The organism is Kribbella sp. NPDC051718 (assembly GCF_040681515.1).
Taxonomy (GTDB): domain Bacteria; phylum Actinomycetota; class Actinomycetes; order Propionibacteriales; family Kribbellaceae; genus Kribbella.
In genome coordinates this window covers 218866-240496 of record NZ_JBFAYZ010000006.1, presented here as the reverse complement: position 1 = coordinate 240496, position 21631 = coordinate 218866, and the positions used below count along the sequence as shown (strand labels likewise).

Here is a 21631-nt window from a genome sequence, read left to right as displayed (position 1 = left end):
CTCCGGTGCGGTGGATGGAGCGGCCTCCGCCTCGACGGCCAGGGATTGGGGGGCAGCGGTCAAGCAGCCAACGCGTGCAGGTCTTGGAGCGTCATGATCTCCGAGCCGTGGTGGATCAGTTCGCGGTTCAGCCGGAGGATCACGTGACCGAAGGGCTCAGCAGCGTCCAGCTCGGTCGCCTGGCTCAGCCCGACCGTCATCGCCTCCTCCTCGTCGAGATCGGCGATCGAGTCACGCCACGCGTCCACCCAGTGCGCCAGCCACGCGACGGCGTCCTGTGCGTTGCCGTGCAGCGTGATGTCCGCACGCCCCTGTTGGCTCGCACCGAAGGTCCACTCCCAGCGCTCGAAGAACGTCTCGGTCAGGTGCGCGATCAGCCAGGCGATCGTCCGCGGCCCGCGATGGTCCGGCTCGTCCGGCCACTGCGCCACCCACTCACCCGAGCCCAGTGACCTGAACCGTCCCGCGTACTGCCGCCGCACCACGGTCAGTGCCTCGCTGCTCGGCCGCCAGAAGTACTCCTCGTCGGTCAGCGCCGCCAACCGTCCCGACAACACCATCCAGCTGAAGCCGAGCTGCCCGCGCACCATCGCCATGGCGGACGGCCGCTGCAAGATCTCCCAGTCGAACGGCTCCGGCATCACAGATCCTCACACTCCCCGATTTGGTCCAGCTCTCGAACATGTGTTCGAATTGTTCATCGAGGAAGGGAGGAAAGTCAATCAGCTCAGCGTGTCGGTCGCGGCACTGACGGAACCGGTCTGCTAGGCGCCGCGACTCTGGTATCCGCCGCCGGACTGGCGAAGCGGCGTTCGAGAAGGGTGAAGGCATCGATCAACTCAGGAGCTTCATAGACGCGGTTGCGGCGACCGTCCGTGATCTCCCGCAGCACAGCGGCCTCGGTCAGGCGCGTCAACGCCTGGTTGGCAGCCTGCTGCGAGCGGCCGATGAGTTCGGCGGCGGCCGCGAGGGTGAGGACGGGTGCTGCGGGCAGGGTTTCGATCAGGAGGTCGACGGCTGAGCCGGTGCGCACCGGGGCGGCTCGTTCGCGCCAGACCGTCTTGAGATCGGCGGCGGTGCGTTCGAAGCGGGCGGCCTCGGCGGTCGCATGGCTGCAGGCGGTGGCGAACATGAGCAGCCACTCGTTGGCGGCGCTGCGGGCGCGGGCGTTCGTCGCCTTGCCGGTGTGACGGAAGGCGGTGAGCGCTTCGACGTACTGGGTCGCGTGGGTGGCGAGGGAGAGCGACACCGGTGGCACGCTGCGCTCGACGAGACCTTCGGCTCGTAGTACGAGGTGGATCAGTGCGCGTCCGGTGCGGCCGTTGCCGTCGGCAAATGGGTGGATCGTCTCGAACTGGGCGTGCGCGATGCCGGTCTTGGCCAGCACTGGTAGCGGTGACTCGCGGATGAAGGTCATCAGGTCCGCGAGTAGATCGGGGACCAGGTGCGCCGGCGGCGGTACGTAGTACGCCTCGGCGGGGGAGCGGCCGCCGATCCAGTTCTGCAGATAGCGGACTTCGCCTCCGAACTCCGGATTCGGCGAATGCGCCATCAAGCGCCGATGTGCCTCGAGTAGATGCTCGACCTCGAGTTTGTCGCCGATCTGTACCGACTCGGTCACCCACATCATCGCGTCGACCGATCCGAGCACCTCCTCGGCTGTCACGTCATGATGCCGCCCGCTGTCCCGCAACGCCTCGGCTTTGAGTAGTCGCCGGGCCCCCACCACCAGCCCCTCGATCTGCGACGATCCGACCGCCTCGGCCCGCAACAACAGCCGAGCCAACGCCTCACTGTTCGTCAGCACGGCAGCGGTCGCATCCAGTCGCGCCAGATCCCCAGCCGCATCCTCCAAGGCGGCCAGCACCTCAGAGCTGAGGTCGAAGTCCCGCCCAACCAGCGGATCCGGAAAGTACAGCTCATACGACCCGCCCAGCCGCTCAGCCCGGGTGAACCCATCCGGGTGCCCCGGCCACCGATGCAACTCAATCCTGGCCACACTCTTATTCAAGCTTATCTGGCAACCTTGAACAAGGGCTGGTACTAATCCTGGATGAGCTTGCTGACCGAGCTTCCAGTGGGGAAGGACAGCCTGCCGACCGGCACCACCCACTCCGCCCAGATCGCCAGGCTCTGCGGCAACGGTTGGCCGACGGTCGCGGCCCGACGGCCTACGACGTCCAGCGCGGTCAGTAAGTCGTTCCATTGCTGCGCCCGCGATGCGCTCATGCACCGCTCTGCGCGGTTCCCAAGGCCGGTACTCCGATCAGCCGGCCGCAACCCCTCCAGGTACTCGGACCAAGGCGTGCCCGGGTTGGCCAGCGCGGTCTGATGGAGGTCGGGGAAGAACGTCGGCCCCAGCATCGGGAAGCCGATCACCGCCGCAAGCAGCACCATTCCCGCCCGGTATGGCGGCGTCGCGCCCTCCAAGTCTTGCGCCGGCTCCACGTCGGCGCGCTGCCCGGTGGTGAGAGCGGACGGCGCACCAGTCGCGACCAGTAGCCCGTAGCTGTTGGCCAGCCGCTTGACCGAACGCGGTCCGGTCACGAGCGGCGGGCCGAGGAGGTTGATCAGTTCGTACTCCGCCGGCGTCAGTGCCAGCGGGTCCACCCGCTCCGTCACCACGGCGGTCAGGTCGATCGGCGCCCGCCACTTCGCCTCCGCCTCCTTCTCCTTGGCCGCGGCGGCCCTCACCTCCGCGTCCGCCCTGATCGCGGCAGCGCGGCTGATCGCATCGATCGACGGGGGACCGCCGGTCGGGATCGCACTGCTGGAAGCAAGATCTGCGGCCGCCCGCGCCAAGGCATTCGCCTTGGTAGCTGCTTCCGCAGCCGCGGCCTCGGACTCCGGATCGGAGTCGGTGCGGAGCCCGACCAGGTCGTCGATCATCTTCCGATAACCGTCCTGCTCCATCGGCGGCAGCGTCAGCACGATCTGGAAAATCTTCTCCAGGTACTGCGCCGGCGTCGCCGCCCACAGCTCGTCATCACCCTGTACCCCCTCGGCCGCAGCGAACAGCTCTCGATAGTGGCTGGTCAGCGACCGCAACAACCACCGCGGATCGACCGCCACCACGACGACGAACAACCGCACCGCAAGCAGCAGATGCACAGCCTCGAGCACATCGACCACCCGATCGGGCGGGCACCGGTCGAGATCGTCGATATAGATGACGATCCGGTCGATCGCCGGCAACTCGTCACCAGCCGCATCCTCGACCGGTACGTCGCTGCGCACCGCCTCATCCGGCCGCAGCAACTCCGCCATCCGCTCGAAGTCCTGCCGAATCTGCGTCATCAGGCCGAGCCGCTCCCGGTACGACGCCGCGCCCGCCCGTTCCTGGACGACCCCGGCAAGCTGCCCCGCGGAGGTCAGGTTCTGCAGCCGCTTCCTCAACTCCTCCACCTCGGCAGCAGCAACCGCCTCAGCCGTGTCGAGCCGCTGCTTCTGCTCGTCCCGAACGCGACGGACGGCCTGCCAGGCTGAGCCGATCGCCTCCCGAGCGGGTTGCGTGCTACTCCATCCCCGCACGGCGATACCGGCGACGGCGACCACTCCGGCCACCGCTGGCAGTGCGGCGATCCAGCGCGCGAGATCCGGCCCCCAGATGACGAGCGCGACGGTAGCGGCGACCCCGGCCTCGACCGCCAGCCAGCCACGCCAAGAGATTGCCTTGAGCAACCGCTTCACCGCTCGCGACGTGCGCCGGGAGGTCGACGAGGTGAGGGCCGCCTCGCGATAGAGACTCTCGGCCTCAGCTCCGAGCAGGTCCTGCAATCGAAGCCGCGCCGACGGCGTCAGACTCGCCCAGCCGCCGTCTTCGGTCGCGTCAGCCTGCCGGAGGTCGGCCAACCGCTCCTCGGCCGCAACGAGTTGCTCTCGCAGCCCGCGCGCCTGCACCAACTCACTGGCCAACCGCGACCGCTGCCGCTGCTCCCGCGCCGGATCCTCGCCGTCACTCAACTGGGCGAACAGCTCAGCAACCAAGCTCGCCCACAGATCGGCTTCCGCGTAATGCCAGGCGTTGAACCGTACCTGCCGGATGTTCCCGTGCGCGATCGGATCGTTGACCCCAGCAGTCCGAGCCCGCTCACTCACCTGCTCCTGCAACATCTCCAGGAACATGCTCTTCCCATCACCCCACTGCCCGAACAACCCCACAGCCAACGGCGGCTGAGCAGACCGCGCGGTAATCACATCGGCCAACGCCGCCGCATCCCCACGCCGCCCCAACAAATCAACAGCCCCACCACTATCCGACCGATAGTTAGGCACCCGCGGCACAACCCGCTCCCACACGAGGTCATACAGCCAAACCTCTCCAGTTGTGTCGCCAACGGCCAGTATCGGCTGGCCGTCCACCGACCCCCAGGACCCCCAATGCACCGGGTGACCGAGCATGACCGACTGGGCCGTGGGGCTGTCCGGATCGCAGAACCACACCTGCCCGTTCGGCCCGCCGGCCACAATCATCGGACGGCCGTTGAACGTTCCCCACGATCCCCAGGTCGTGGTGGCGCCCGACCTCGCGCCCCGGTCGAACTTGATCGAGGTGGACCTGTCGGTCGCTGGATCGTGGAGTTGCACGGCCGGTCTGTTCACGCCGCCGGACGCGAGCACAGACCGGCCGTCGACCGAACCCCATGCACCCCAGGTCGACTCGTACCCCGGTCGGAGGGATTTCGCCACGGATTCGACAAGCGCCGTCGAGCGCAGTGTGGCTCCCGTCAGGAACTGCAGAGTGGTGTCTCCGCCGATGGCGAGCACCGGCTCGCCGTCAACCTCGCCCCAAGCGCCCCAGCCGACCTTCCGCCCGTCATCTCCGGTACGGATCGACGCGCGCTCGTCCATCGCGATCGGATCCCAAAGCCGCACCCACCCGTCCTCACCACCAGTCGCCAGCACGGCCGCCCCGTCAACCTTCCCCCAGGCACCCCAGAGCAACCTGGCACTCGAAGCAGAGTCGAAGGGCACGATGTGGTCGTTCTCCAGCCAGAGGCAGAGTTCAGATACCGGCCCGAGGGCGAGGTTCTTGTCGAGATAGCGGTTGGAGCCGCTGAGCGCCAGTACACGCGAGCCGTTGACCCGGCCCCAGACGCCCCAGTCTGCGCGGCTCGGGAGGTTGACGTCGCCAAGGCGCGAGGTGAATATCCAAGTCTCCGGGTCAAGGCGCCGGAACAAGTGCGCAGTGATCCCTAGCGTCGCCATCGCGAGGGTCGGCTGATCGTCTCCTGGACGCCAGGCTCCCCAGGACCGGCTGCTTGCATGAATCGGCTGGTCAGACTCGAACTGCAGTTGGTCTCGAAGGACCAGGCGGGGGAGCTGCTGTGACATCCGTAGATGGTGACAGTTCTAGGAGCCTCTCGCACAGGGCTATCAGTTGGTGGCGGAGCGGGTGGGCGCGGTCGGCGAACGCGCGTTGGGCGGTGGCGTACTGCGCTTTGCCGGCCGGTGTCTCGATCGGGACGGGCTGATAGCCGAGCGTCGAGAAGTCGTACGGCGAAGCTCGCATGTCCAGGGTGCGGATGTCTCGGGCTAGTTCGAAGCAGTCCAGCAATAGAGAGCTGGGGGTGAAGGGCATTAGTTTGGTGGCCCATTTGTAGAGGTCCATGTTGGCGTGGAGGCAGCCGCCCTGTTCCAGGGCCGGTTGGGATTCGCGGGTGGGTTGCAGGAGGTTGAGGGGGCGGGCTGGGGTGGTGAAGAAGCGGAAGGCGTCGAAGTGGGAGCAGGCGATTTTGCTCGACTCGACTACCTGGTCAGTGGCTTCGGGGCCTAGGCGGAGGGGCCAGTCGTGGCGGATCTCGTCCGTGCGATAGACCATGGCCCACTCGTGCAGGCCGAAGCAGCCGAATTGGGGTTGTCTACCAGCGGTTGCCGATAGCAACTGCTTGATCCAGGTGATGGAGTCGGCGCGGCGTGAGATCTCGGCCGGGTCCAGGGTTGCCACGTCGTCGGCGTACAGGTAGCCGCGTTTGCCTTCGTAGGACCGGGCGCCGCGCAGGCCGACGCCTGGGCCGGGGTGCCAGAGGCGGAGTTGTTTGGGGCGGGTGGGGTAGTAGGTGAAGAGGAAGTCTTCGATGGGGTGCTTCTCGCCGCGGGCCTTGCGTTCCAGGTGACCTGCGAGGAGGGCGTCTACGCGAGCGGCATGGGCTGCTTGTAGAGGCTCCCAGTCAGACGGGTCCAGTGCGACGGTCATAGGTCCAGGGAGAAGGCGTACAGGTCGACACCGGGGCGGGGGGACCAGTCGCGTTCGGGGAGGCGGGTGAAGCCGAGGCGGCCGTACATGCGGTGGGCTGTGGCCATGTAGCTGGCGCTGGACAGTACGACGCGGCTGTAGCCGAGCTCCCGGCTGCGCTGGATGCAGTGCACCGACAGCGCCGTACCGATGCCGCGTCCACGAGCAGCCGCGGCGACGCCGAGCATCCGGAACTCGCCCTCACCGCCGCGCCCGATCTCGCCGTAGACCGAGCCAGGGACACAGAAAGTGACCGTGCCCAACAGTTCTGTACCGTCCACCGCCACCCACAACTCCGCCTTCGCGGCGCGGTCGGCCGCGTTGCGCAGGGTGAGTCCGTAGTCGGATCCCTCGGGGATGAAGCCGTCCGCGGCATAGGCGTCGACAGTCAGCGAACCCACGTCCTCGTACTCCGCGGGCCTGGCCGGCCGGATGTCAGTCGTCACCGTGTAACTGTCTCACCCTGGTACGACGGTAGGCTCGGGCCCGTGCGTATCGCCAGATTCTCCGTTGATGACGAGCCGAAGTACGGCATCGTCGAGACCGACGACCCCGAGGGGCTCACCGGTACCGTCGCAGTGCTCGACTCGGATCCGCTCTACCGGCCGGTGCAGTTCACCGGCGAGCAGCTGCAACTGGCCGACGTCCGGCTGCTGGCCCCGGTGATCCCGCGCAGCAAGGTGGTCTGCGTCGGGCGCAACTACCGTGCGCACGCGGAGGAGCTCGGCAACGAGGTCCCCAAGGAGCCGCTGATCTTCCTCAAGCCGAACACCAGCGTGGTCGGCCCGCGGGACGGCATCGTCTACCCCGAGCAGACCAACGACCTGCACTTCGAGGGTGAGCTGGCGATCGTGATCGGCCGGATCTGCCGCGACCTGCCCCGCGAGCGGGCCGAAGAGGTCATCTTCGGGTACACGATCGCCAACGACGTGACCGCCCGGGACCTGCAGAAGTCGGACGGCCAATGGGCGCGGGCGAAGGGGTACGACACGTTCTGTCCGCTCGGCCCGTGGATCAGCACCGACCTGGACGTGGCCGACCTCCGGGTCACCACCACCCTGAACGGCGAGCCGAAGCAGGACGGCCGGACCTCGCAGTTCATCTTCGACATCCCCGAGGTGCTGGCCTACATCACCTCGTTCACGACGCTGCTGCCCGGCGACGTCGTGCTCACCGGCACCCCCGCGGGTGTCGGCCCGATGCTGCCCGGCGACGAGGTCGCGGTCAGCGTCGAAGGACTCGGAACTCTGACGAACAAGGTGATCGTGCGTGACTGACAAGCCTGCCCCGACCGACGATGACGTCCTCGGCGGCTTGGAGCCCAACCAGGTGCGGGTCCGCTTCCCACCGAGCCCCACCGGTCTGCTCACGGTCGGCAACATCCGCAGCGCGCTGTTCAACTGGGCCTTCGCACGGCACTACGGCGGCAAGCTGATCCTGCGGATCGAGGACACCGACAAGTCCCGCAACACCCCTGAGGCGATGCAGTACACGCTGGACTCGCTCAGCTGGCTCAGCCTGAACTGGGACGAGGGCCCGGAGGTCGGCGGCGAGTTCGGCCCCTACCTGCAGTCCGAGCGGATGGACACGTACGCCGACGTGGTGGCGAAGCTGCTCGCCGCAGGCCGGGCGTACCACTGCTATTGCTCGCAGGAGGAGCTCGACCAGCGCCGCGAGGCCGCCCGGACCGCCGGCCAGCACAGCGGGTACGACGGTCACTGCCGCGCGTTGACCCCGGAGCAGGTGCAGGCGTACATCGAGGAGGGGCGGCGTCCCGTAGTACGGCTGCGGATGCCCGATCGCCCGATCACCTTCGACGACCTGGTGCGCGGCGAGATCACCTTCCTGCCGGAGAACCTGGGCGACTACGTGCTCGTCCGTGCGAACGGCTACCCGCTCTACCCGCTGGTGAACCCGGTCGACGACGCGCTGATGGAGATCACCCACGTACTGCGGGGCGAGGACCTGCTGCCGTCGACGCCGCGGCAGATCGCCCTGTACGAGGCACTGGCCGAGATCGGCATCGGCTCCGGCCGGACGCCGCGCTTCGGGCACCTGCCGTTCGTGATGGGCGAGGGCAACAAGAAGCTGTCCAAGCGCGACCCGGGTGCCGGCCTCGGCGAGTACATGGAGCGCGGCTTCCTGCCCGAGGGGCTGCTGAACTACCTGGCCCTGCTGGGCTGGTCGATCGCCGACGACCGCGACGTCTTCACCATGGACGAGATGATCAAGGCGTTCGACATCCGCAAGGTGAACGCCAACGCGGCCCGCTTCGACCCGAAGAAGTGCGAGGCCATCAACGCCTCGCACATGCGGTTGCTGGAGCCGGCCGACTGGGCCGGCCGCGCGGTGCCGTTCCTGGCGAAGGCGGGCGTGCTGCCTGCCGAGCCGTCGGCCGAGCAGCTCGCGCTGCTGAACGCGGCCGTCCCGCACGTCCAGGAGCGGATGAACACCTTCTCCGAGGCGCCGGAGATGCTCGGCTTCCTGTTCGTCTCCGACGAGCACTTCTCGATCGACCCGGATTCCGCCGCGAAGGTGCTGACCGGTGACGCCGGCACGGTGCTGGAGGCGACGGGCAAGGCGCTGGCCGGGGTCGGCGAGTGGAAGACCGAGCCGATCGAGGCCGCGTTGCGGGCCTCGCTGATCGATGGTCTGGGGCTGAAACCGAAGAACGCGTTCGGCCCGGTCCGGGTCGCGATCTCCGGCCGCCGGATCTCGCCGCCGTTGTTCGAGTCGCTGGAACTGCTCGGGCGGGAGAGTTCACTCCGCCGGATCGAGCAGGCCCGCGCGAGCCTCGCGACCGACTGATGGCGTACGCCGGTACGCCGGGCCCCGGGCTGTCGATCGACCCCCGGGACACCGGCCCGCAGCCGTACCACCGGCTGCTGCGCAACAACGTCACGCCGTCCGCGTTCGTGCTCCTCGGGGCACTGACCGTGCTGGTCGGCTGGATGTTCTGGAGCGTGCTGGTGCTGTCGATCCAGCAGTCGATCCGGACCGACCCCAAGGGCACCGTGTCGTGGCTCGGCCTGCTGGCGACGAACCTGTCGCTGATCGTGCTGATCCCGCTGACGATGCTGGTCGCGACCAAGCTGAACAAGCAGACGCCTGGCTTGCTCTCCTCGGTGACCGGCAAGCTGCGCTGGCGGCCGTTGGCGTTGTTCGGCGTCGCGGCCGTGCTGCTCGAGCTGGTCACGCTGGGCGTCATCGAGCTCGGCGGCGTCGATGTGCTGGGCAGCGGCTCCAATGGAGTGGCCTCCGACGCGGCCGGCGTGATCGCGGTGACGTTGCTGACGTCGACGTTCCAGGCGGCGGGGGAGGAGTACTTCTTCCGCGGTTACCTGTTGCAGGCGGTCGGCGCGTTGGTGCGCAGCTCGCTGATCGCAGTACTGGTGACGACCGTGCTGTTCACGATGGCGCACGGGGTCTGGCCGTGGGAGAGCCCGGCGCTGTTCCTCGACCGGTTCGCGTTCGGGCTGGTGGCGGGGTTGCTCGCGGTGCGTACCGGCGGGCTGGAGGCGCCGATCGCGGCGCACGCGGCGAACAACGTGATCACCTTCATCTACGCGGCTTTGACCAACACCGTTGGCGACAGCCTCGGTGCGTCGGACGCGCCCTGGTCGCTGGTCGCCGTCGACGTGGTGAAGTTCGCCGCCTTCGGGGCGATCGCGTTGCTGCTGGCCCGCAGGCAGGCAATGGCGACCCGCTGCGAACTTCCGCTGGCGAGTTCACTCGTCGCGGATCGCGGTCCGGGCCGGCGACTGCTGTGACGGGTTTGACGTCCTCCCCTCCCTGAGGGCGGGGATTTCAACTACTACGTGGAGTAGCGAGTTGGGGTTCACGCTTCGGTGAGACCCCTACCGGTGTCTCTCGGCGTGCGCTGACGGCTCGTCCAGCCGCGATATTGACTGCCGCGTTCACGTCCGCGTTCGCCTGGTGTCCGCAGGCAACGCACCGGAAGACCGCTTGGCTCTCGCGGTTGTCGGGTGCGCAGTGCCCGCAAGCGCTGCAGGTCTGCGACGTGTACGCAGGGTTCATTTTCTCGACCCGTCCTGCGGCCTTGTGCTGCAGACGCTGGACGAGCAGTCCCCAGCCGCTGGCAAGGATGCCGCGGTTGAGTCCGGCTTTCGCTCGGCGGCGGTTCGGCAGATACGCATCTGGTTGGCCGGGATCAGGCTTCGGCTTGGGCCGCCGGGTCATCGAAGAGACGCGCAGATCTTCCACGTGGATGACGTCGAACCGGCGGGCGAGATCGGTGCTGGTCTTCTCCACCCAATCCTTGCGACGGTCGCCGGTACGGGCATGCAACTTGGCGATCGCCGCCTTCACCCGCTGACGGCGGTTCGAGCCGCGGTGGCTGCGGACCAGGCGACGTTGCAGGCGCTTGAGTCGCCCCTGTTCACGTTCCGACAGACCAGGGCACGGCAGGAGCTCACCGGTGGACAGGGCGGCTGAGACTATGACGCCACGGTCCACACCGACGACTTCGCCCGTACCAGGTGTGGGAATCGGTGGCGGGATGACGGCGAACGCGAGGTGCCAACGCCCCACCCGGTCGCGCGTGATGCGGTACGACTTCGCGTCGGGAGCGGCACGGGACAACCGGAACCGTACCCAGCCGACCTTCGGGACGTTGGCCGCGGCCCATTTCTGATTCAGCTTCACTACCCGGGACGCCTGAGGACCGACGATGCGGAATCCCTCGTGTACCCCTGCTTTGCGCCAGGTCGGCCGCCGGTGAGTACCGGCGTAGAAGTTCTTGGTGGCCTGGTCGAAGTCCCGCAGAGCCTGCTGCTGGACGGTCTGCGATCCCGCCCGTAGCCAGCCGAACTCGGCTCGTGCTCCGGTCAGTTGCCGGCATTGCCCAGCAAAGGTCGGCGTCGTCGCAGCCTTGTCGCGGGTCCACATCGACCACTGCTCGAGGGCCAGATTCCACACGTACCGGGCGTGTCCGCACTGGTCCAGCAGCGCAGCCTGCTGCGTCGGTGTCGGGTACATCCGGAATCGGGACATGTACCTACCCAATCAGCCGGGACCGACATTCCTGGTTGACGAAGGGAGGCAGCAGCGGATTCCTCCAACCAGCCATGACTGGCCCTGCCTGTGTCAAACACAGGCGGCGCCCGCGGCGGGGCTCGTTTTGGTTTCTGGCGGCATGCTGCGATAGGCTCAGCGGGCCAGGTTGTGAGGGCGGAAACGCGCTCACAATCGCAGTAACAAGCTTTGGGGTATGGGGTAATTGGCAGCCCGACTGGTTCTGGTCCAGTTAGTCTAGGTTCGAGTCCTAGTACCCCAGCGATTGGACCGTATCGCTGGAAGTTAGGTACAGTTCATCCTCGTTGGTCGGCTCTCCGGAACCGGTCAGCAAGCGCTCTGGCCCCGTTGTGTAGCGGCCTAGCACGCCGCCCTCTCAAGGCGGTAGCGCGGGTTCGAATCCCGTCGGGGCTACCAGAGAAAGCGCCCCTCACCACCAGGTGAGGGGCGCTTGTTTTTTCTCTCTGTACTCGGGTGAGGCGAGCGTCACACCTTGGCTTCGGGACCACTCGCGACCAGCCGGCGCATCGACAGGCCGGCCACCAGGAACGTGGCGCCCCACAGCAGCGCGACCACGCCGAGGAAGACGGCGATCCCCACTGCGCCCTTGCCGGGGTTGGCGGCGAACAGGATGCCCAGCAGGATCGAGAACGCTGCTCCGAGGAGCAGGAACCATCTCGGCGTCACGTGATTGGTCGTGAACGCCCCGACCGCCTCGAAGACTCCCCGGACGATCAGCCAGATGCCGAGGATCCAGGTGAGCGTCACCGCCGTCACGGCTGGACTGAAGATGGCGAAGAAGGCCGCGACCAACGCGATCACACCGAGCACGATCAGCCACAGCCGACTGCCCCGCGCTTCGGGCCGGAGCGCCTGGGTCAGCGACCCGATCCCGTCCATCAGCGCCCAGAAGCCCCACAGCAACGCCAGCGCGATCGCCGTCGAGATCGGCCAGACGATCGCCAGGATCCCGAACACGATGCCGATCACCCCGCGGACGATCAGCATCTTCCAACCAACAGTCATCCAGTCCCGCACCATCGCAGTACCTCCCGAAGCGCTGTAACCCCCTGAGGTCATCGTGATCCCGCCGGTGAGACCGGGCAAGCACCTCGCCGGAGTGGAGGAGAAATGAGACGGAGAAAGGGAACAGCCCGCCGCGGGAGGCGACGGGCTGTTCGCAGTACGGGCTGGTGTTACTCGGAGGCTCGGCGGAGAGCTTCGGAGAGGCGCTCGGCGGCGGCCATCACGGCGGGGGCGTGCATCCGGCCGGGCTGGCGGGAGAGCCGCTCGATCGGGCCGGAGACCGACACGGCGGCGATCACCTTGCCGGAAGGGGAGCGGACCGGGGCCGAGACGGAGGCGACGCCTTGCTCTCGCTCGCCGACCGAGTGGGCCCAGCCACGGCGGCGTACGCCGGCCAGGGCGGCCGCGTTGAAGGTGGCGTTGTGGAGACCGCGGTGCATCCGCTCCGGGTCCTCCCAGGCAAGCAGTATTTGAGCGGCGGATCCAGCGGCCATCGTCAGCTGGCTGCCGACCGGCACGGTGTCGCGCAGACCGGACGGGCGCTCGGCGGCCGCGACGCAGACCCTGTACTCACCCTGGCGGCGGAACAACTGCGCGGACTCACCAGTGATGTCGCGCAGTCGGGCCAGCACGGGACCGGCTGTCGCCAGCAGTCGGTCCTCACCGGCAGCGGAGGCCAACTCGCTCAGCCGCGGCCCGAGCACGAAGCGGCCCTGCATGTCGCGACCCACCAACCGGTGGTGCTCCAGAGCGACAGCGAGCCTGTGTGCCGTCGGCCGGGCCAGTCCCGTCGCCGCCACGAGTCCGGCCAGGGTCGCCGGTCCGGACTCGAGTGCGGACAGAACGAGAGCTGCTTTGTCGAGAACGCCGACTCCGCTAGAGTTGTCCATGAGACGATATTGCCGTCTCGAATCGTGGAACGCAAGTCGCTTCTGCCGCCTATCTCGGCGCAGTGTGAGCGATAGAACACCACCACAAACCCCGTGCGGGGCGGTGGGGTGGGAAAAGAATCTATCTAGAGGAGTGTCTGATGGGTAGGACGTTGTCGGAAAAGGTCTGGGATGCGCATGTCGTGCGCCATGCCGACGGAGAGCCCGACCTCCTCTACATCGATCTCCATCTCGTGCACGAGGTGACGAGTCCGCAGGCCTTCGACGGCCTCCGGCTGGCGGGCCGGCAGGTGCGCCGCCCGGATCTGACGATCGCCACCGAGGACCACAACGTGCCGACGCTCGACGTCGACAAGCCGATCGCCGACCTGACGTCGCGGACCCAGGTGGACACGCTGCGCAAGAACGCGAAGGAGTTCGGCGTCCGGATCCACACCCTCGGCGACCCGGACCAGGGCGTCGTGCACGTGATCGGCCCGCAGCTCGGCCTGACCCAGCCCGGCATGACGGTGGTCTGCGGTGACAGCCACACCTCCACCCACGGCGCTTTCGGCGCGATTGCCTTCGGCATCGGTACCAGCGAGGTCGAGCACGTGCTGGCCACCCAGACGCTGATGCAGGCCCGCCCCAAGACGATGGCGGTCACCGTCGACGGCGTACTGCCCGACGGTGTCTCGGCCAAGGACCTGGTGCTCGCACTGATCACCCAGGTCGGCACCGGCGGCGGCCAGGGCTACATCGTCGAGTACCGCGGTGAAGCGATCCGCGCGCTGTCGATGGAAGCCCGGATGACGATCTGCAACATGTCGATCGAGTGGGGCGCCAAGGCCGGCATGATCGCGCCGGACGAGACGACGTACGCGTACCTGAAGGACAAGCCGCACGCGCCGCAGGGCCTCGACTGGGAAGCCGCGGTCGAGTACTGGAACAGCCTGGCCACCGACGAGGACGCGACCTTCGACAAGGAGATCGCGTTGCGCGCCGAGGACATCGCGCCGTTCGTCACCTGGGGCACCAACCCGGGGCAGGGCGCGCCGCTGTCGGCCAACGTGCCGTCGCCGGACGACTTCGACGAGCCCAACGACAAGATCGCCGCCGAGCGTGCCCTGGAGTACATGGGCCTCACCGCCGGTACGCCGCTGCGCGAGGTGCACGTCGACACCGTCTTCCTCGGCTCCTGCACCAACGGCCGGATCGAGGACCTGCGCGCGGCCGCCGGCGTACTGGCCGGGCGGAAGGTTGCCGACGGCACCCGGATGCTGGTCGTGCCGGGATCGGGCCGGGTGCTGCTGCAGGCCGAGGCCGAGGGGCTGGACGTGATCTTCAAGAACGCCGGTGCCGAGTGGCGTGGCGCGGGCTGCTCGATGTGCCTGGGGATGAACCCGGACCAACTGGCCCCGGGCGAGCGCAGCGCCTCGACCTCCAACCGGAACTTCGAAGGACGCCAGGGCAAGGGCGGCCGGACGCACCTGGTCTCGCCGCTGGTCGCCGCCGCCACCGCAGTCACGGGCACTCTCGCGGCGCCGGCCGACCTGCCGCCGCTCGAGATCGCCGTACCCGAGAACGTCTGAGGACAAAGGAATCATGGAAGCCTTCACCCAGCACATCGGCACCGCGGTTCCGCTGCGGCGCAGCAACGTCGACACCGACCAGATCATCCCGGCGGTCTACCTCAAGCGGGTCACCCGGACCGGCTTCGAGGACGGCCTGTTCGCTGCCTGGCGCAACGATCCCACCTTCGTCCTGAACCAGCCCGAGTACGAAGGGGTCTCGGTGCTCGTCGCCGGACCGGACTTCGGCACCGGCTCGTCGCGTGAGCACGCCGTCTGGGCCTTGATGGACTACGGGTTCCGCGTCGTCGTGGCATCGCGGTTCGGCGACATCTTCCGGGGGAACTCGGGCAAGGCCGGGTTGCTTGCGGCCCTCGTCGAGCAGGAGGTCGTCGACCAGCTCTGGGCCACGGTCGAGCAGGACCCCGGTACCAAGGTGACCGTCGACCTGGAGAACAAGACGATCTCGGCCGGGGACGTCTCCGCGCCGTTCGAGATCGACGACTACACCCGCTACCGGCTGCTGAACGGGCTCGACGACGTCGGCATCACCTTGTCCCACGAGGCCGACATCACGGCGTACGAGGCGACCCGGCCGGCCTTCAAGCCGGCCACCCTGCCGGCGAAGGCGTAACGCATCGCACAGTGATACCGATAACTCCGGTGTTATCCTTGCGAAGTTGTCAGCACAAGGCACGACGAGATCTTGGAGGTGGGGCGCCATGAGCAGCGAACCCTCCAGACATACGGATCTCGTCCGGCCTTGAGGCGCTGAATCCTCTTCTGACAGGTCAGGTCACCCCGTCGCGTTTCCGCGCGGGGTGACCTGCGGCGCGGGGCCGGGCGATGTGTTTCTTCCATCGATCCCACACCTCGCACCTGGAGGACTTGTCATGTCCGACATCCGCCTGCGCACCCTGCGTGCGTTCAGCCGCACCCCATCCCTGCGCGCCGCCGCCCGCCGGTACGCCGGTACGGCCGCCGAGCCCGCCGCCCTGGAGCAGAAGGCCACTCCGGCGGCCACCCCGAAGCCCAAGGGCCACAGCGTCGTCGACAGCGCGATCTACTGCGACGGCTCACGGGTCGCGTCGCCGGAGTCGCTGGCCGACACGTACCAGGTGCTGCACGAGTCGCCGAAAAGCCTTGCGTGGATCGGCCTGTACCGCCCTGACCGGCGCGAGCTGACCTCGCTGGCGCAGGAGTTCGACCTGCACGAGCTGGCGATCGAGGACGCCATCCAGGCCCATCAGCGGCCGAAGCTCGAGCGCTACGGCGACACGTTGTTCGTAGTACTGAAGGCCGCTCGTTACCGGGACGCGACCGAGGAGGTCGAGTTCGGCGAAGTGCATGTGTTCGTCGGCCCGGACTTCGTGGTGACGGTCCGGCATGCCGAGGCGCCGAACCTGGCCGCGGTCCGTCGCCGGGTGGAACGCGATCCCGAGTTGCTGCGGCGCGGTACCGAGGCTGTTCTCTACGCGATCATGGACAAGGTCGTCGACGGTTATGCGCCGGTGGTGGCCGGCCTCGAGAACGACATCGACGAGATCGAGACCGAGGTGTTCCGCGGCGACCCGAAGGTGTCGCGGCGCATCTACGAGTTGTCCCGTGAGGTGATCGAGTTCCAGCGCGCGACCCGGCCGCTGGTCGGCATGCTGGACTCGTTGCGTGCCGGTTTCGACAAGTACGGCGTCGACGAGGAACTGCAACGTTCCCTGCGGGACGTGGCCGATCACGTGACCCAGGTGGTCGAGCGGGTGGACGCGTTCCGCGAACTGCTGCGCGACATCCTGACGGTGAACGCGACCCTGGTCGCCCAGCAGCAGAACGAGGAGATGAAGAGCCTCACCGTCGCCAGCAACGACCAGAACGAAGAGGTGAAGCGGATCTCTGCATGGGCAGCGATCCTGTTCGCGCCGACCCTGATCGGCACCGTCTACGGGATGAACTTCGACGCGATGCCGGAGCTGCACTGGCAGTTCGGTTATCCCTTCGCGGTCGGCCTGATGGCGATGGTGTGTGGCGGTCTGCACCTGATCTTCAAGCGCCGCGGCTGGCTCTGACTCCGTTTGCCCGACGGGCACTGGTCTGTTCGACCGAACGACTGAGGAGGAGGCGGACACGATGTGGTTGTTCCTGCGGTGAAGGCTGATCATGTGGGTGGTGCTGGCGATCGCGGTGCCATTGCTGGACTGGTTGCTGGGCAAGGTCAGCGCGGAACTGAAGGCGCGCAAGGGCGAGAGCGCGGTGACCAAGGGGCTCGACACGGCCCGGTCGGCGGCTCACAGCCTCGCCGGAAAGCGGCGCTGAAAGCCCTTCCGGGGGCGCGATCGCGATTGTGGCCGAGGTCACCGTTGGTCGCCGGTTCGTTGCTCTGAAGGGATTCAGAAGCCGGGTGAGAGGCCGATCCGGGGAAAATTTTGCCCAAATCGCCTGAAACAAGGCCGAATTGCCGCGTTGGTGTTTGTGCACACGCCCAAGAGTCCATAACGTTCACGAAAGATCGAGCGCTGTGCTCGACGCAGGAGTTCACGGAGGGAAGACAGTGAACAAGAGCCAGTTGGTCGAAGCGCTCGCAGTGCACTTCGACGGAAATCGCCGTTCGGCCCAGCACGCCCTGGAGTCGGTCATCGACACCGTCCAGCGCGAGCTGACCAAGAAGGGCGGCAAGGTCGCCATCACCGGGTTCGGGGCCTTCGAGGCCATCGAGCGTGGTGCGCGCATGGTCCGCAACCCGCGGACCGGCGAGACCAAGCGCGCCAAGAAGACCGTGGTTCCGAAGTTCCGCGCCGGTGCGGAGCTGAAGGCCGTTGTCTCCGGCGCCAAGAAGCTGCCGAAGCTGGTTGCACCGAAGGCGGCCCCGGCCGTCAAGGCCGCGCCCGCCAAGACGGCTGCGCCGGCCAAGAAGGCCGCTCCGGTCAAGGCCGCCGCCAAGAAGGCCCCGGCCAAGGCCGTCGCCACCAAGACGGTTGCGAAGAAGGCCCCGGCCAAGAAGGCCCCGGCCAAGACCGTCGCCAAGAAGGCCCCGGTCGCGAAGAAGGCCCCGGCCAAGACCGTTGCCAAGAAGGCGCCGGCCAAGAAGGCCCCCGCCAAGAAGGCTCCGGCGAAGCGCGCTGCCGCCCGCTGACCCGTCAGCACCTCGTAGTACCGCTGTACTAGCGAAGGCCGGTCTCCCCACACCAGGGGCGACCGGCCTTCGCCGTTGCCGGCTCTTTTGCCTACGGCAAGGTGATGAAGTGGACCTCGGCGATCGCCAGGCCCGCGCCGGTGCCGGTGGTGGTCAGACGGACCCGCTGGCCGAGGCGGAGCAGGCGCACCGGAGTACCGGTGAGGGCTTCGGCGTCGAAGGGCAGCTCGATGCCGGTGTCGGTCAACACTGCGCCGGATGCCGTCGCGGCGTCGTAACGGCTGACTGTTGCTTGCATGCCCTTACGGTAGCGGCCTTTCAGCAGGCGAGGCCCTCGGTGCCTGTCGCAGCGCCCATCACGAGCGACATCACATCAGCGGTCCGAGGACCGACACCTAGTTGTACTGCGTGCGCCAGGTCCGCCGCTGTGTCCACGTCGCGCCGTACCGACTCGATGGTGGCCAACGCGATCGGCACTGCGCCTGAGCCTTCGTGGGCCTGCGCGGAGCCCACACCGAAGCGGGGATCCAGCGGAACGCCAGGGGCGGCGGCGAGCATCGTAGTACCGGTCCCTGGTTCGTCTATGACGAAGCAGCGGTCTGCTGTGCACGCTGCCAATGCAGCGGTCAGCTCGGAAGCTCTGAGAGCCGGTAGGTCGGCCGAGAGCGCCACCACTCCAGTCCCTGGGTATTCGGCCGCAGCGAACGCCGCACCGTGCGCCAGAGCCCCATTGAGCCCTGCACCCGCCAGGTCCGGTACTACGCGCGCGCCGATCGCAGTGACGTCCGCTGCGACCACTGGGTCATCCGTGACAACCAGTACGGCGCGGACCAGAGGAGACTCGAGTGCGGCCGCAGTAGTGTCGACTGCGAAGGCACGAGCGAACTCTGGACGATGCTGCGGGTAGGCGGAAGCAAGCCGGCTCTTAGCGATCGCCGTACGCTTCACCGGGATCACCAGGGTCCAGGGAGCGACCTGTAGGTCTGCCATCAGGCAGGATTCTCCCATGACCGAGGGCAACCACAGCCACCAGGAGGCAGTAGTGAACGGCCAGCGCACCACCGAGGGGCCCCGGCCACGCCGGGGGTTCTGGTTCGGCCTGGTGGTCGCCATCGTCAAACCCTTCATGCTGACCTGGACCAAACAGGACTTCCGCGGCCGCGAGAACGTGCCGCGGACCGGTGGCATGGTGTTCGTGACGAACCACATCTCGCACTTCGACCCGTTCGTGCTCGGGCTCTACATCTGGGAATGCCGGCGGATTCCGCGGCTGCTCGGCAAGGCGTCGCTGTTCAAGCTGCCGATCGCCGGGCGGATCATCACCAGTGCCGGGCAGATTCCGGTCTATCGCGATTCGGCCGAGGCCGCGGACGCATTCCGGGCCGCGGTCGCGGCGGTCGAGAAGGGCGAGTGCGTCGGCGTTTATCCCGAGGGCACGATCACGCGTGACCCGGACCATTGGCCGATGACCGGCAAGACCGGCGCCGCCCGGATCGCGTTGATGACCGGCTGTCCGGTGATCCCGATCGCGAACTGGGGAGCGCAGGAGGTGTTCGCGTCGTACGGCAGCCTGCGGGTGCGGCTGCTGCCGCGCAAGACGATGCGGGTGATCGCCGGGGAGCCGGTCGATCTGAGCGCGTTCCAGGGCAAGCCGATCACGAACGAGCTGTTGCACGAGGCAACCGAGGTGATCATGCAGCGGGTGGCCGGCGAGCTCGGCGTACTGCGCGGCGAGACGCCGCCGAAGGAGCTCTACGACTTGCGCAAGCACAAGTTCCGTGAGGATGGGGAGAGTCGATGACCAAGGTTGCGGTGTTCGGTGCGGGGTCCTGGGGGACTGCCTTCGCGATCGTCCTGGCCCAGGCCGGCAATCAGGTGTCCGTCTGGGGACGCCGCGAATCGCTCTGCGAGGCGATCAACACGCGGCACGAGAACCCTGACTACCTGCCCGGTCTGCGACTCCCGGACGCCATCACCGCAACGCATGACCCGGCGCAGGCTGCCGACGGAGCCGAGGCGATCGTGCTCGCCGTCCCGTCGCAGTCGTTGCGGGACAACCTGCGCGACTGGGCCGACGTGCTGCCGGCCGCCGTACCGCTGGTCTCGCTGATGAAGGGTGTCGAGGTCGGTACGACGAAGCGCATGAGCGAGGTGATCGCCGAGCTGACCGGCGCCGGCCCCGAGCGGATCGCCGTCGTCTCCGGCCCGAACCTCGCCCGCGAGATCGCGGAAGGTCAGCCGGCCGCAGCTGTTGTCGCGTGCGCCGACGAAGGCACCGCCGCCCGGCTGCAGAAGCTCTGCCACTCGCCGACCTTCCGTCCGTACACGAACAACGACGTCATCGGCTGCGAACTAGGCGGCGCCACCAAGAACGTCATCGCCCTAGCCGTCGGCATGGCCGTCGGCCTCGGCTTCGGCGACAACGCCCGCGCCTCCGTCATCACCCGCGGCCTAGTCGAAACCGCCCGCCTCGGTACTGCCCTGGGCGCCGACGAACACACCTTCTCCGGCCTAGCGGGCCTCGGCGACCTGGTCGCCACCTGCTCCTCACCCTTGTCCCGCAACCGAACCTTCGGCGAAAAACTAGGCCAGGGCATGACCGTCGCCGAAATCGCCGGCGCCACCCGCCAGGTCGCAGAGGGCGTCAAGTCCTGCGCCTCCATCACCGAGCTGGCCCACCACCACGACGTAGAAATGCCCATCGCCGAACACGTGACGAAGGTCGTCGCCGGCGAGATGACCCCCAAAGACATGCTCTTCAGCCTCGTCTCCCGCTCAGCCAAGTCAGAACGCTGGGGCTGACACTGTCGGATTCTGTTCCGCTCGACAGGAGGTACTCAGCCTTTCCTCCGGCGCCCCCGCTCAGCACCGGACCGCCGAGCCACCGAATCGGCAGTACCTCCTGTCGAGCGGGACACGATCAGCTGCCGGACCACTTCGATCACCCATTCGGACTCGAACAGCACCTGCTGGTAGGTGAACCTCAACACCAGCCAACCCGCCGCGACCAGTTCGTCGTAGCGGCGACAGTCCTCAGCGAATGTCTTACTCGATCCGTGAAACTCGTATCCCTCTGCCTCCAGTGCGATCTTGAGTTCTCGATGCCCCAGATCCACTCGTGCCCTGACCCATCCCCGTTCGACCACGACCTGAGTCTCGAAACCCTCGATGCGAGCCTGGATCAGCAACGCACGCAACATGGACTCGAGGAAGCTTTCGCCCCCAGCAGTGGCCAGGGCGGCGACCTTGCGTGCCCTTCCGGAGCCGGGGCCGCGCATCGCCGTGGTCGCGGCGAGCAGTTCGCGGCGGGTGATCCCCTTGCCCAGGCTCGAGTCGGCGACAGCGAGTGCCTCATCGAAGGGCAGGATCCGGAGGCAGTCGGTGACCGTCCGGAGCATGGATGTCAGCCGATTCGATCGGTCCTCGTCGGCGATCGAAGCCCAGTGCAGCACAGCCGGTGGTCCTGGCCGAGGGTGGCGCTTGGCCGGCAGGGTGATGTGCGGCTTCTCCGGTGCTTTCAGTAGCGGCAACTTCCACGCGAGTGCGGCGCTGGTGTGCGACACAACTCCGTCGTAGGCGACCGCGGCCTGCTCATCGGCCGGCTGTCCAGGCAAGCCGTAGATGCCCAGCGCCACCCGCCGGATGACACCCGATTCCACGCGAGCAGCCAGTTCGCGTTTAGGGACGAGCCGGGTCAACTCGGCGAAGGTTGCTTGCCCGCCGAGGCGGGCAAGCACCTCGGGCAGGGTTTCCACCGGAAGAGGGTGCCCCA

General features: G+C 67.6%; 21 protein-coding genes and 2 tRNA genes. 12 read left to right on the top strand and 11 right to left on the bottom strand.

Annotation, left to right across the window (positions count from 1 at the left end; genetic code table 11):
• Positions 1-59: 59 nt before the first annotated feature.
• The 5 genes from AB0M15_RS23745 to AB0M15_RS23725 all read right to left on the bottom strand — a co-directional run bounded on the left by AB0M15_RS23745 (position 60) and on the right by AB0M15_RS23725 (position 6681).
• Positions 60-641: a DinB family protein gene (locus tag AB0M15_RS23745; protein WP_363822969.1), complete on the bottom strand. Its 582-nt coding sequence runs from the start codon at positions 639-641 to the stop codon at positions 60-62.
• A gap of 86 nt (positions 642-727) precedes the next feature.
• Positions 728-1999, bottom strand: a complete 1272-nt coding sequence (locus AB0M15_RS23740; RefSeq protein ID WP_363822966.1) for a Fic family protein — start codon at positions 1997-1999, stop codon at positions 728-730.
• A gap of 44 nt (positions 2000-2043) precedes the next feature.
• Complete coding sequence (locus AB0M15_RS23735; RefSeq protein WP_363822964.1) at positions 2044-5208, bottom strand: P-loop NTPase fold protein; 3165 nt, start codon at positions 5206-5208, stop codon at positions 2044-2046.
• 70 nt (positions 5209-5278) lie between these two features.
• Positions 5279-6196 carry a 3-methyladenine DNA glycosylase gene (locus AB0M15_RS23730; protein ID WP_363822961.1) on the bottom strand — a complete coding sequence of 306 codons (918 nt, stop codon included), beginning with the start codon at positions 6194-6196 and terminating at the stop codon, positions 5279-5281.
• Positions 6193-6681 carry a GNAT family N-acetyltransferase gene (locus tag AB0M15_RS23725; RefSeq protein ID WP_363822958.1) on the bottom strand — a complete coding sequence of 163 codons (489 nt, stop codon included), beginning with the start codon at positions 6679-6681 and terminating at the stop codon, positions 6193-6195. Before AB0M15_RS23725 ends, AB0M15_RS23730 begins: the two co-directional genes overlap by 4 nt.
• A gap of 42 nt (positions 6682-6723) precedes the next feature.
• Between AB0M15_RS23725 and AB0M15_RS23720 the strand changes: the two genes are divergently transcribed.
• The 3 genes from AB0M15_RS23720 to AB0M15_RS23710 are packed head-to-tail and all read left to right on the top strand — an operon-like array spanning position 6724 to position 10005.
• Positions 6724-7512 carry a fumarylacetoacetate hydrolase family protein gene (locus AB0M15_RS23720; protein ID WP_363822955.1) on the top strand — a complete coding sequence of 263 codons (789 nt, stop codon included), beginning with the start codon at positions 6724-6726 and terminating at the stop codon, positions 7510-7512.
• Complete coding sequence (gltX, locus tag AB0M15_RS23715) at positions 7505-9043, top strand: glutamate--tRNA ligase (protein WP_363822953.1); 1539 nt, start codon at positions 7505-7507, stop codon at positions 9041-9043. Before AB0M15_RS23720 ends, gltX begins: the two co-directional genes overlap by 8 nt.
• The gene (locus AB0M15_RS23710) at positions 9043-10005 is read left to right on the top strand and encodes a type II CAAX endopeptidase family protein (RefSeq protein ID WP_363822950.1); all 963 of its coding nucleotides are present in this window, start codon (positions 9043-9045) and stop codon (positions 10003-10005) included. The genes gltX and AB0M15_RS23710 overlap by 1 nt, the downstream gene beginning before the upstream one ends.
• 37 nt (positions 10006-10042) lie before the next feature.
• Here the strand turns inward: AB0M15_RS23710 and AB0M15_RS23705 are convergent, their stop codons facing one another.
• Positions 10043-11248 carry a transposase gene (locus AB0M15_RS23705; protein ID WP_363822945.1) on the bottom strand — a complete coding sequence of 402 codons (1206 nt, stop codon included), beginning with the start codon at positions 11246-11248 and terminating at the stop codon, positions 10043-10045.
• A gap of 211 nt (positions 11249-11459) precedes the next feature.
• On the opposite strand from AB0M15_RS23705, the gene AB0M15_RS23700 reads away from it, so the two are divergent.
• Together AB0M15_RS23700 and AB0M15_RS23695 are read left to right on the top strand one after the other, a co-directional pair.
• Positions 11460-11531: transfer RNA gene (locus AB0M15_RS23700), tRNA-Gln, on the top strand.
• 79 nt (positions 11532-11610) lie between these two features.
• Positions 11611-11686, top strand: a tRNA-Glu gene (locus AB0M15_RS23695).
• Between the two features lie 69 nt (positions 11687-11755).
• Here AB0M15_RS23695 and AB0M15_RS23690 read toward each other — a convergent pair.
• The gene (locus AB0M15_RS23690; RefSeq protein WP_363822939.1) at positions 11756-12295 is read right to left on the bottom strand and encodes a DUF308 domain-containing protein; all 540 of its coding nucleotides are present in this window, start codon (positions 12293-12295) and stop codon (positions 11756-11758) included.
• Positions 12296-12465: 170 nt separating this feature from the next.
• Positions 12466-13185, bottom strand: a complete 720-nt coding sequence (locus AB0M15_RS23685) for an IclR family transcriptional regulator (protein WP_012922430.1) — start codon at positions 13183-13185, stop codon at positions 12466-12468.
• A gap of 140 nt (positions 13186-13325) precedes the next feature.
• Between AB0M15_RS23685 and leuC the strand changes: the two genes are divergently transcribed.
• The 5 genes from leuC (at position 13326) to AB0M15_RS23660 (ending at position 17859) form a co-directional block, all read left to right on the top strand.
• The gene (gene leuC / locus AB0M15_RS23680) at positions 13326-14756 is read left to right on the top strand and encodes a 3-isopropylmalate dehydratase large subunit (protein ID WP_363822931.1); all 1431 of its coding nucleotides are present in this window, start codon (positions 13326-13328) and stop codon (positions 14754-14756) included.
• Positions 14757-14769: 13 nt separating this feature from the next.
• A complete protein-coding gene (gene leuD / locus AB0M15_RS23675; protein WP_363822922.1) occupies positions 14770-15369 on the top strand; it encodes a 3-isopropylmalate dehydratase small subunit in 600 nt (199 codons plus the stop codon).
• 259 nt (positions 15370-15628) lie between these two features.
• Positions 15629-16795, top strand: coding sequence for a magnesium/cobalt transporter CorA (corA, locus tag AB0M15_RS23670; RefSeq protein ID WP_363822914.1), 1167 nt, complete (start codon positions 15629-15631; stop codon positions 16793-16795).
• 100 nt (positions 16796-16895) lie between these two features.
• Positions 16896-17042, top strand: coding sequence for a hypothetical protein (locus AB0M15_RS23665; protein WP_363822907.1), 147 nt, complete (start codon positions 16896-16898; stop codon positions 17040-17042).
• 235 nt (positions 17043-17277) lie between these two features.
• A complete protein-coding gene (locus AB0M15_RS23660; RefSeq protein ID WP_363822902.1) occupies positions 17278-17859 on the top strand; it encodes an HU family DNA-binding protein in 582 nt (193 codons plus the stop codon).
• A gap of 91 nt (positions 17860-17950) precedes the next feature.
• Here the strand turns inward: AB0M15_RS23660 and AB0M15_RS23655 are convergent, their stop codons facing one another.
• Both AB0M15_RS23655 and cofC read right to left on the bottom strand, forming a co-directional pair.
• A complete protein-coding gene (locus tag AB0M15_RS23655) occupies positions 17951-18157 on the bottom strand; it encodes a hypothetical protein (protein WP_363822899.1) in 207 nt (68 codons plus the stop codon).
• A gap of 20 nt (positions 18158-18177) precedes the next feature.
• Positions 18178-18849 (bottom strand): 2-phospho-L-lactate guanylyltransferase, encoded by a 672-nt coding sequence (cofC, locus tag AB0M15_RS23650; RefSeq protein ID WP_363822896.1) that lies wholly within the window; start codon positions 18847-18849, stop codon positions 18178-18180.
• Positions 18850-18865: 16 nt separating this feature from the next.
• Between cofC and AB0M15_RS23645 the strand changes: the two genes are divergently transcribed.
• Together AB0M15_RS23645 and AB0M15_RS23640 are read left to right on the top strand one after the other, a co-directional pair.
• Complete coding sequence (locus AB0M15_RS23645) at positions 18866-19660, top strand: lysophospholipid acyltransferase family protein (RefSeq protein WP_363822893.1); 795 nt, start codon at positions 18866-18868, stop codon at positions 19658-19660.
• The gene (locus AB0M15_RS23640) at positions 19657-20661 is read left to right on the top strand and encodes an NAD(P)H-dependent glycerol-3-phosphate dehydrogenase (RefSeq protein WP_363822890.1); all 1005 of its coding nucleotides are present in this window, start codon (positions 19657-19659) and stop codon (positions 20659-20661) included. The genes AB0M15_RS23645 and AB0M15_RS23640 overlap by 4 nt, the downstream gene beginning before the upstream one ends.
• Before the next feature lie 35 nt (positions 20662-20696).
• Here the strand turns inward: AB0M15_RS23640 and AB0M15_RS23635 are convergent, their stop codons facing one another.
• Entirely contained in the window at positions 20697-21614 is a 918-nt protein-coding gene (locus AB0M15_RS23635) for a type IV toxin-antitoxin system AbiEi family antitoxin domain-containing protein (protein ID WP_363822887.1), read from the bottom strand.
• Between the last annotated feature and the right edge of the window lie 17 nt (positions 21615-21631).

Excerpts from the sequence above, each read along its gene's own strand:
- AB0M15_RS23745 (WP_363822969.1), bottom strand. The coding sequence starts at position 641 with ATGCCGGAGCCGTTCGACTGGGAGATCTTGCAGCGGCCGTCCGCCATG.
- AB0M15_RS23735 (WP_363822964.1), bottom strand. The coding sequence starts at position 5,208 with ATGGCGACGCTAGGGATCACTGCGCACTTGTTCCGGCGCCTTGACCCG.
- AB0M15_RS23730 (WP_363822961.1), bottom strand. The coding sequence starts at position 6,196 with ATGACCGTCGCACTGGACCCGTCTGACTGGGAGCCTCTACAAGCAGCC.
- AB0M15_RS23710 (WP_363822950.1), top strand. The coding sequence starts at position 9,043 with ATGGCGTACGCCGGTACGCCGGGCCCCGGGCTGTCGATCGACCCCCGG.
- AB0M15_RS23705 (WP_363822945.1), bottom strand. The coding sequence starts at position 11,248 with ATGTCCCGATTCCGGATGTACCCGACACCGACGCAGCAGGCTGCGCTG.
- AB0M15_RS23690 (WP_363822939.1), bottom strand. The coding sequence starts at position 12,295 with ATGACTGTTGGTTGGAAGATGCTGATCGTCCGCGGGGTGATCGGCATC.
- AB0M15_RS23685 (WP_012922430.1), bottom strand. The coding sequence starts at position 13,185 with ATGGACAACTCTAGCGGAGTCGGCGTTCTCGACAAAGCAGCTCTCGTT.
- leuC (WP_363822931.1), top strand. The coding sequence starts at position 13,326 with ATGGGTAGGACGTTGTCGGAAAAGGTCTGGGATGCGCATGTCGTGCGC.
- leuD (WP_363822922.1), top strand. The coding sequence starts at position 14,770 with ATGGAAGCCTTCACCCAGCACATCGGCACCGCGGTTCCGCTGCGGCGC.
- corA (WP_363822914.1), top strand. The coding sequence starts at position 15,629 with ATGTCCGACATCCGCCTGCGCACCCTGCGTGCGTTCAGCCGCACCCCA.
- AB0M15_RS23655 (WP_363822899.1), bottom strand. The coding sequence starts at position 18,157 with ATGCAAGCAACAGTCAGCCGTTACGACGCCGCGACGGCATCCGGCGCA.
- cofC (WP_363822896.1), bottom strand. The coding sequence starts at position 18,849 with ATGGCAGACCTACAGGTCGCTCCCTGGACCCTGGTGATCCCGGTGAAG.
- AB0M15_RS23645 (WP_363822893.1), top strand. The coding sequence starts at position 18,866 with ATGACCGAGGGCAACCACAGCCACCAGGAGGCAGTAGTGAACGGCCAG.
- AB0M15_RS23640 (WP_363822890.1), top strand. The coding sequence starts at position 19,657 with ATGACCAAGGTTGCGGTGTTCGGTGCGGGGTCCTGGGGGACTGCCTTC.